The organism is Actinophytocola sp. (genome assembly GCF_035942955.1).
In the GTDB taxonomy this organism is placed as follows: domain Bacteria; phylum Actinomycetota; class Actinomycetes; order Mycobacteriales; family Pseudonocardiaceae; genus DASYTH01.
Genome location: NZ_DASZCQ010000008.1, coordinates 1 through 8,912, shown reverse-complemented (window position 1 = coordinate 8,912; position 8,912 = coordinate 1). Strand labels below are relative to the sequence as shown.

The 8,912-nt window shown below is 71.0% G+C and carries 9 protein-coding genes; 5 read left to right on the top strand and 4 right to left on the bottom strand.

Annotated features, from left to right (window positions below):
* Positions 1-447: condensation domain-containing protein (locus VGX25_RS00425; RefSeq protein WP_326915465.1), on the bottom strand; the 447-nt coding region annotated here is incomplete at its 3' end.
* Positions 448-1,008: 561 nt separating this feature from the next.
* Here VGX25_RS00425 and VGX25_RS00420 point away from each other — a divergent pair.
* Complete coding sequence (locus VGX25_RS00420; protein ID WP_326915464.1) at positions 1,009-1,137, top strand: hypothetical protein; 129 nt, start codon at positions 1,009-1,011, stop codon at positions 1,135-1,137.
* Positions 1,138-1,196: 59 nt separating this feature from the next.
* On the opposite strand, the gene VGX25_RS00415 is transcribed toward VGX25_RS00420, so the two are convergent.
* Positions 1,197-4,175, bottom strand: coding sequence for an AfsR/SARP family transcriptional regulator (locus VGX25_RS00415; protein WP_326915463.1), 2,979 nt, complete (start codon positions 4,173-4,175; stop codon positions 1,197-1,199).
* Positions 4,176-4,445: 270 nt separating this feature from the next.
* Here VGX25_RS00415 and VGX25_RS00410 point away from each other — a divergent pair, with 270 nt between their 5' ends.
* On the top strand, positions 4,446-4,802 hold the full coding sequence (locus VGX25_RS00410; protein WP_326915462.1) for a nuclear transport factor 2 family protein: 357 nt from the start codon (positions 4,446-4,448) through the stop codon (positions 4,800-4,802).
* 17 nt (positions 4,803-4,819) lie between these two features.
* Here VGX25_RS00410 and VGX25_RS00405 read toward each other — a convergent pair whose 3' ends face one another.
* On the bottom strand, positions 4,820-5,668 hold the full coding sequence (locus VGX25_RS00405; protein ID WP_326915461.1) for a metallophosphoesterase family protein: 849 nt from the start codon (positions 5,666-5,668) through the stop codon (positions 4,820-4,822).
* Between the two features lie 36 nt (positions 5,669-5,704).
* Positions 5,705-6,499: an HAD-IIA family hydrolase gene (locus tag VGX25_RS00400; RefSeq protein WP_326915460.1), complete on the bottom strand. Its 795-nt coding sequence runs from the start codon at positions 6,497-6,499 to the stop codon at positions 5,705-5,707.
* Between the two features lie 86 nt (positions 6,500-6,585).
* Between VGX25_RS00400 and moaA the strand changes: the two genes are divergently transcribed.
* From moaA to VGX25_RS00385, 3 genes are all read left to right on the top strand, one after another.
* The gene (gene moaA, locus VGX25_RS00395) at positions 6,586-7,620 is read left to right on the top strand and encodes a GTP 3',8-cyclase MoaA (protein WP_326915466.1); all 1,035 of its coding nucleotides are present in this window, start codon (positions 6,586-6,588) and stop codon (positions 7,618-7,620) included.
* A 3-nt stretch (positions 7,621-7,623) separates the two neighbouring features.
* Positions 7,624-7,872, top strand: coding sequence for a MoaD/ThiS family protein (locus VGX25_RS00390; RefSeq protein WP_326915459.1), 249 nt, complete (start codon positions 7,624-7,626; stop codon positions 7,870-7,872).
* A gap of 364 nt (positions 7,873-8,236) precedes the next feature.
* Entirely contained in the window at positions 8,237-8,854 is a 618-nt protein-coding gene (locus tag VGX25_RS00385; protein WP_326915458.1) for a transglycosylase family protein, read from the top strand.
* Positions 8,855-8,912: the final 58 nt, after the last annotated feature.

Here is an 8,912-nt window from a genome sequence, read left to right as displayed (position 1 = left end):
CTCGAACGCCGCACCGAGGTCACGCAGCAACGGGCCGATCGACCAGCGGTCGGCGGCGATGTTGTGCATGACCACGAGCAGCACGTGCTCGGCCGGGCCGAGCACGAACAACCAGGAGCGGAACGGCCGCTCACCGGTGATGTCGATGGGCTCCCGGATCGCCCGGGTAATCGCGACGTCGAGCGCATCCTCGTCGCACTCGACCACGCGCAGCACGGTCGGGACCGAGCCGGGCGGCAGGATCTTCTGGTAGGGCTCCCCGTCGTGGCACGGAAAGACCGTGCGCAGCGCCGCGTGCCGGTCGGCGACGTCGGCCAGCGCGGTCCGCAGCACGGCCGGATCCAGCGGTCCGCGCAGCCGCACCGCGAAAGGGATGTGGTGGGCCACCCCTTCGCCGAGCTGGTTGAGAAACCACAGCCGCCGCTGGGCGTACGACAACGGGATCACGTACGCCTCCCGCGCGCCGCCGCGATCCGGTCGCCGTGGAACGGGTTGATGCTCATGGGAATCGCCTCACTACGTCGTTGGTCTGATCGGACCGCACCACGATCCCCATCAACGGGTGCTCCAGTGCGTTGAACGACGCGTTCCTCACCCCCAGCAGGGGGACGTCCCGCTCATTGCACTCCCAGCGGTGCCGGTTCTCCTCTCCGCTCGACTGGTTTCCACTAGGTGGCTCAGGTGAACGGCTGTACCCCTAGGGGACAATTTCCCGCGCGGGCCACTTGCATGCGCGATTTTCGGCGCACCCGATGACACGCGCGTTTCAATTCCAGCCCTCCTTCACACCCGCTTTGGCCTGGTCAGGACCACGCAGGTAACTTTCTCCGACCCGCTATCGCGGCGTTATCACGGGCCCATCGCGGCCGCGCCGCCGCCGATAGCCGACTGGAGAAGGCGGGCGATATAGAGATAATGATCATCTTTCCTAGCGTCGTGATCGACCCAATCCCCACGGCGCTCCAAGAAAATCAGCCGAGAGCGCCTCCAGAATCAGGAGTCGCCACGATGTCTGTTATTCGCTCGCTCGCCGTCGTGCTCGTCACCGCCGCCGCGCTGGTCGTCGCCCCCACCGTCGCCTCGGCCGACACCAACCCCACCGGCACGGCCACCGTCAACAACTGGCCGTTCGACTGAGCCCCCCGAAGCCGCCCCGCTCGCGCCCTCGCCTCCGCTCGGAGCGAGGGCGTTTCAGCTCACGTCGACACGTGCTCGAGATCGGTCAGCGATTCCAGCAGGCGCCGCGCTTCGCTCTCCAGCGCCGGCGCCTTGCGCTCGCCGAACGTGGTCACGGCGTGCTGGACGAGCTCGACCGCCTGGGCCTGCTCACCCCGCTGAGCGAGCAGCGGCGCGAGGTCCAGGTACACCCTTGCCATCCCGACGCTGTCCAGCATCTTCTCCCGCAGGCTGATCGCCTCGCCGAGCAACTGCACCGCGTCCGCGCGCCGGCCGAGCTTGGCCCGCACGGTGCCGAGCGCGTGCAGGGCGAAGGCCTCGCCGACGATGTCGTGGTTGCCCCGAAGCACCTCCAGCGCCGTGCCGAGGACCAGGTCGGCCTCGTCGTGCCGGCCCTGCGACAGCAGGGTCTGCCCGAGCCGGTACAGCACCTGACCCTCGATGCGCCGGCTGCCGGCCTCCCGGCACAGGTCCAACGCCTCGCCGAGCTGATCGGTCGCCAGCTCGTAGTTCCCCCGGTCGGCGGAGATCCGCGCGATCTTGCTGAGCACGTAGGCATGGCCGATCGGCATCCCGAGGCGGCGGAACGCGTCGAGCGCCTCCCAGAATCCGGCCAGCGCCCGGTCGGTGTCCCCCTCGTGATAGTCCAGCAGTGCCAGGTTCCGCTTGGCCACGGCGATGCCGAGCAGGTCGCCGAGCGCGACCGCGATGCTCAGCGCCGGCTCGAGCACCGCCCTGGCCGCGGCGAACCGGCGGCGGCCCAGATACAGCTCACCCAGCGAGCACAGCACGGCCGACTCGCCGCGCCGGTTGTCGGCCCGGCGCACGACGTCGAGTGCGCGTTCGTGGGTCTGCTGCCACTCGTCGGCGTACCCGCCGACCTCGAACAGCGTGGTCAGCCGGACCGCCAGCTCCCAGCAGTGCTCGTCGAGTCCCTCGTCGGCGGCCTGGTCGACCGCGGCGATCAGGTTCGGGCCCTCCACCTCCATCCAGCTGGTCGGATCGACGGGCATCGGGTCGGGGTCGCCACCGGCGGGCCGCCACCGCGGCGCGGTGCCGCGCATGCCCGCGTAGTCGGTGCCGAACACCTCGCGGTAGGCCTGATCGGTCCGGGCGAGCCAGGCGCCGAGCACTCGCCGCACCGCGTCCCGCCGGTCCTGCTGGTCGGCCCGGCTGAGCTGCTCGCGGGCGAACAGGCGGATGATCGCGTGGAAGCCGTACCTGGGCTGCCCGTCGAGATCGACCCCTGCCACGTCGAGCATCTGCATGTCGACCAGCCGCTCCAGCAGGCCGGCCGCCTCCATCGGGTCCTCGTCGAGCAGCGCGGCGGCCACCCAGCTCGGGATCGTCGCCAAGTTCAACGCGCTGAGCAGGCGGAACAGCCGCGCGGCCGTGGGCTCAAGACCCTCATAGGTCAGCAGCAGGCTGGCCCGGACCATCAGGTCGCCGTGCGCCAGCTCGTCGAGCCGGCGCCGCTCGTCGGCCAGCCGGCCCACCATCGACGCCAGCGACCAGTGCGGCCGGGCCGCCAGGCGGGCCGCCACGATCCGCAGGGCCAGCGGCAGCCCGCCGACCATGCGCACCAGCGCGGTCGCGGCGGTCGACTCGCCGGCCACCCGCTGCGGGCCGATCACCTTGCCCAGCAGCTCCAGCGCCCGCTGCGGCGGCAGCAGATCCACGTCGAGCACCCGGGCGCCGGGCAGCTCGGTCAGCCGCATCCGGCTGGTCAGGATCACCGCGCAGCTGCCGCTGCCGGGCAGCAGCGGGGTCACCTGGCGCACCGCCGCCACATCGTCGAGCACCACCAGCAGCTGCCGGCCGGACAGCAGGCTGCGGTACATCTCCGCCCGCTCGTCGAGCCCGTCGGGCACCGCCGACCCCGGCACGCCGAGCGCGCGCAGGAACCGGCCGAGCGCGTCGGCCGGGGACACCGGGTTGCGATGCGAGCCGGCCAGGTCGCAGTATAGCTGACCGTCCGGGAACCGGCGCTCGGCGACCCGGTGGGCCACGTGCACGGCCAGCGACGTCTTGCCGATGCCCGCCTTACCGGCGATCACCACCACCCGCACCGCCGCGCTGTCGCCGTCCAAAAGCGCCGCCTCGGCCTGCTCGATCAGGCTCTCCCGGCCGGTGAAGTCCACGATGTCGGCGGGCAGCTGGTGCGGCCCGGCAGCCGGGCGGACCTCGGGCGCCGCGGGCTCGCGCACCTCGGGTTGCAGCGCGGGATCCTCGGCCAGAATGGCCGCCTCCAGGCCGCGCAGCTCCTCACCCGGCTCAAGGCCCAGCTCGTCGACCATGATCCGCCAGCCGGCCCGGTAGACCTCCAGCGCCTCGGCCGGGCGGCCGGCCCGGTACAGCGCGATCATCAGCTGGCCCCGCAGCCGTTCCCGCAGCGGATGCTCGGCCACCAGGCTCCCCAGCTCACCGATCAACGCCTGGTGCCGGCCCAACTTCAGCTCCAGATCGATGCACGTCTCGAGGGCCGACAGCTTGGCCTCCTCCAGCCGCACCGCCGCACTGCGCAGCACCGACCCGGCCTCGCCGCCCAGCGCCGGCCCCCGCCACAGCGCCAGCGCGCGCCGCAGCAGGTCGACCGCCTCCTCCCGCTGACCCTGCCGCTCAACGGCCGCGGCCTCGGCCACCAGCCTGGTGAACACCTGGCTGTCCAGCTGGCCGTCGGCCACCCGCAGCAGGTAGCCCGGCGATTTGGTCACGATCGGCTGCTCGACCCCGAGCCCGGCGAACGCGTGCCGCAACCCCGACACGCAGATCTGCACCTGGCTGCGCGCGGTCGCCGGGGGCGCGTCGTCCCACACCACGTCGATCAGCCGGTCGATGCTGACCACCCGGTTCGGCTCGAGCAGCAGCGCCCCCAGGATGATCGGCTGCCGGCCCGGCGGAATCCGCACCGCAACGTCGTCGCAGGTCACCTCGATCGGACCGAGAATCTTGAACCGCACGCCGGTGCCAGCGCGGCCCGAGGGCTCGGACCTCGTCACGTCCACTCGCCGACCTCCGCCACTGACCGCCCGTCTCCGCCGACCCGCGCACGACCCCCAACCTTTTGATTATGGTCGCATCCGGGCCGGTGGGAAAGGGTATGAATCCCCTAGCCATGAGCTGGGCCAAATGGCCCTCATTTGGCCAGATCTGCGGAGAAATGTCACATGATAGCCGCGCCATAACGAGCCGATGCCGCGCCTGGTCAGGCTTGTCATCAATCGGGATCCGACCAAGGAGCACGCCGCCCCCACCGAATGGTTCGCCCCATGAATGACGATCACCTGACCGCGTCGTGGCCGTCCGCCTGCGATCCGACCTCGGTCGCCATGGATCACGTACGGCTCAGCTACTGCTATCTCGATGACGGCGACGTCGACGCCTACCGCTCGCTGTTCGCCGAACCGGCGGCCGGGCGCGCCCCGCAGGCCGACCGGTCCTGCCGCCACCTGATCTACGAGGTGTTCGGCTCCGGCCGCCGGGTGGCCGCCATCGGCCGGCGGCTCAGCCAGCAACCGGTCGCCGGGGAGCGCGCGACCGACGTGCATTTCGTGGACGTGTTCACCGTCGCCGACAACGGCCTGCTGGTCGACCGGATGACGTTTCTCTCACCGCCCTGCTGCTGACTCCCTCGGCCGAGAATTCACGCCGCGTCGGCCGGCCAGGGCAGCCGCACCACCAGGCAGGGGCCGCCGACGAACACGCCGCCGTCGACGCCGAGCGCCTTGCCGCCCGCGTAGCTGTACGGGCCCTCCACCTGGACCGGCAGGATGCCCAGCTGGTCGGCGATCACGCTGTGGCCGTGCACCACCCGCTCGCCGCCGAGCACCGACAGCAGCTTGTCGACCACCTCCTCGCCGTGCGGGCCGCGGAAGGCGTGCCGGGTGGTCATCCGCCGCCACACCTCCCACCACTCGACGATGTCGTCGGACCGCAGCACCTCGCGGATCGTCGAGTTGATCTCGTCGAGGTCCGAGCCCCAGCCCAGGTACTCGGTCGTGTCGGAGTGCATCAGCAGGTGGTCCTCGACGAGCGCCAGCACCGGCCGCTCGGTCAGCCACTCGATGTGCTCGCCGGTCAGCGCCTCCTGGTCGCTGGCCTGGCCCCCGTTGAGCTCCCAGCTGCGGGCGAAGCTGCGCGGCCCGAAGTCCGAGGGGACCTCGGTGTCGCCGAACCGGCGCATGCCGAGCAGCAGGATCTCGTGGTTGCCGAGCAGCGTCTCGACCCGGCCGCCGGCCGCCTCGGCCTCCGCGGCCAGCCGCATCACCAGGTCGATCACGCCGATCCCGTCCGGGCCGCGGTCGACGAAGTCACCGAGGAACCACAGGTGCGCCTCGCCACCGGTCCACGCGGTGTCGCCGGCGTCCACCAGCCCGGCCTCGGCCTCCGGGTCGACCAGCCCGGCATCGGCCAGCGCGGCGATCAGCTCGGTCCGGTGCCCGTGCACGTCACCGACCACGTAGGTCGGCGTCGCAGCGTGCTCGTCGGACACATGCAGACCATAGGCCAGCGGCTCATCGGGTGCCGGTCAGTCCCGGTCGCCGGCGAACGGGTCGTCGGTGTGCCCGACCAGCTCGGCCACCGAGGAGATGATCCGGCTCGGCCGGTACGGGAAGCGCTCCGCGGTGTCCCGGTTGGAGATGCCGGTCAGCACCAGGATCGTGCGCAGGCCCGCCTCGAGGCCGGAGCGGATGTCGGTGTCCATCCGGTCGCCGATCATCAGGGTGCTCTCCGAGTGCGCGCCGAGGGAGTTCAGCGCCGAGCGCATCATCAGCGGGTTCGGCTTGCCCACGAAGTACGGCGCGCGCCCGGTGGCCCGCTCGATCAGCGCCGCCACCGACCCGGTGGCCGGCAGCGGGCCCTGCAGGCTGGGCCCGGTGGCGTCCGGGTTGGTCGCGATGAACCGGGCGCCCTGCCCGACCAGCCGGATCGCGGTGGTGATCGCGGTGAAGCTGTACGTCCGGGTCTCGCCGAGCACGACGTAGTCCGGGTCGCGGTCGGTGAGCACGTAGCCGATCTCGTGCAGCGCGGTGGTCAGCCCGGCCTCCCCGATCACGAACGCGGATCCGCTCGGGCGCTGGGAGTCCAGGAACCGGGCGGTGGCCAGCGCGGACGTCCAGATGGCCGACTCGGGCACGTCGAGCCCGGTGCGGAACAGCCGGGCCCGCAGATCGCGCGGGGTGTAGATCGAGTTGTTGGTCAGCACCAGGAACGGGGTGGACTTCCCGCTCAGCTCGGCGATCAGCTCGTCGGCGCCGGGGATGAGGTGCTCTTCGTGCACGAGCACCCCGTCCATGTCCATCAGGAAGGTCCAACTGCCCATGCGCCCATCGTCCCAGCACTCGTCGGTCTCAAGAGCACGGGACTACCCTCGACAGGGTGACAGCGGTTGACCTCGGCCTGCCCGCGGTGCGCCGATCGACGCCCGCGGAGGGTGCGACCCGCCCCGACACGCCGTACCTGATCGACTCGTTCGGGCGGGTCGCCACGGACCTGCGCGTGTCCCTCACCGACCGGTGCAACCTGCGCTGCACCTACTGCATGCCGGCCGAGGGCCTTGACTGGCTGTCCGGCCCGGACGTGCTGACCAACGCCGAGCTGGCCCGGCTGCTGGACATCGCGGTGACCCGGCTGGGCGTCACCGACGTCCGGTTCACCGGCGGCGAGCCGCTGCTGCGCAAGGGGCTCGACGAGATCATCGCCGGCACCGCGGCACTGCACCCGCGACCGCGGATCTCCATGACCACCAACGGAATCGGGCTCGCCCGGCGGGCAGAGGCGCTGCGCGCGGCCGGGCTGGACCGGATCAACGTCTCGCTCGACACGCTGGACAAGGAGCGGTTCGTCGGGATCACCCGGCGGGACCGCCTGGCCGACGTGCTGGCCGGGCTCGCGGCCGCGCGGTCGGCGGGGCTGGCGCCGGTGAAGGTCAACGCGGTGCTGCTGCGCGGCGTGAACGACGACGAGGCCGTGCCGCTGCTGCGCTACTGCCTCGAGCACGGCTACCACCTGCGGTTCATCGAGCAGATGCCGCTTGACCCGCAGCACGGCTGGGACCGGGCGCAGATGATCACCGCCGAGGAGATCCTTGACCGGCTGCGCACGGCGTTCGACCTGACACCCAGCCCGGCAAGGCGCGGGGCGGCCCCGGCGGAGCGGTGGCTGGTCGACGGCGGCCCGGCCGACGTCGGCGTGATCGCGTCGGTGACCCGGCCGTTCTGCCAGGCCTGCGACCGCACCCGGCTGACCGCCGACGGCGCGCTGCGCAACTGCCTGTTCAGCCGGACCGAGACCGACCTTCGCGGACCCATGCGCGCCGGGGCCACCGACGAGGAGCTGGCCGACGCCTGGCGGGCGACCATGTGGGCCAAGCTCGCCGGCCACGAGATCAACGAGGCCGGCTTCGCCCAGCCGTTGCGCCCGATGAGCGCGATCGGGGGCTGACCGGTGATCCAGGTGCGCTACTTCGCCGGCGCCCGCGCGGCCGCCGGCGTCGCTGCCGAGACCATTGCCGTGCCGGCCGGCTCGACCGTGCAGGACGTGCTCGACCTGCTGTCCACCCGGCACGGTGCGCGGCTCGCCAGGGTCCTCACCGCGGCCAGCTTCCTCGTCGACGGCATCGCGGTGCGCGACAAGAGTGCACCGCTGCGTGACGGGGTGGAGCTCGACGTCCTTCCCCCGTTCGCCGGAGGCTGACACTCTGCGTGACGAGCAGGTGACCGTTAACCCGAACGGGGTGATCCAAACCTCAGTCCCGGTGAATTATCTCGGGCAGGACACGGCCCGATAACGGCCAATCACGGCGGTTTGACCTGCGCAAATACGCGCTATCGCGAGACGATTCGATGACGTTACTGTGACGACGGTCACAGCCGTATTGATTTCCTATTCCGGCCTCGATTACGTACGGTCCTTTTTCGGTTGGTCCCGACCAACTCGCACGACCCGGGTGCCCGAGCGCCGAGCCCTGTCCGAGGGGTATCCGGGAAATAACCCCGAGTGAAAGTGGCTTCTGGACAGGGGCGAATACCTACCTCGCAGGCGCGGGAGAGAGACCACAATGAGTCGAGGCAAGCACCGTAAGCCGAATGCTGCTACCCGCACCATTGCCCGCATCGCCGTCGCGGGCGTTGCCCTCGGTGCTCCGTTCGCCATCGCCGCCGCGCCGGCCCAGGCCAGCCCGGACTGGGACGCGATCGCCCAGTGCGAGAGCGGTGGCAACTGGTCGATCAACACCGGCAACGGGTACTACGGCGGTCTGCAGTTCAAGCAGAGCACCTGGACGGCCAACGGGGGCACCGGGAACCCGGCGAACGCCTCCCGTGAGGAGCAGATCCGCGTCGCGGAGAACGTGCTGGCCAGCCAGGGCATCGGCGCATGGCCCGTCTGCGGCAAGCGCAGCGGTGGGGGCGCCGCCAAGGTGTCCAAGCCCGCCAAGAAGTCGACCAAGCCGGTCAAGAAGCAGCGCACGGCCCCGGCGCCGGCGGCCCCCGCGGCCCCGGTCGTGGCCCTGTCCAACCCGAACGGTGACTACACCGTCGTGGCCGGCGACTCGCTGTCGAAGATCGCGCAGGCGCAGAACGTCCAGGGTGGCTGGAAGACCCTGTTCGAGCTGAACAAGGACTACATCAGCGACCCGAACCTCATCCTGGTCGGCCAGAAGATCGCCACCAAGTAAGCCGATTCAGCAACTGTTCGTGAAACGAGAAGTGGCCCCGCCGTGCCCACGGCGGGGC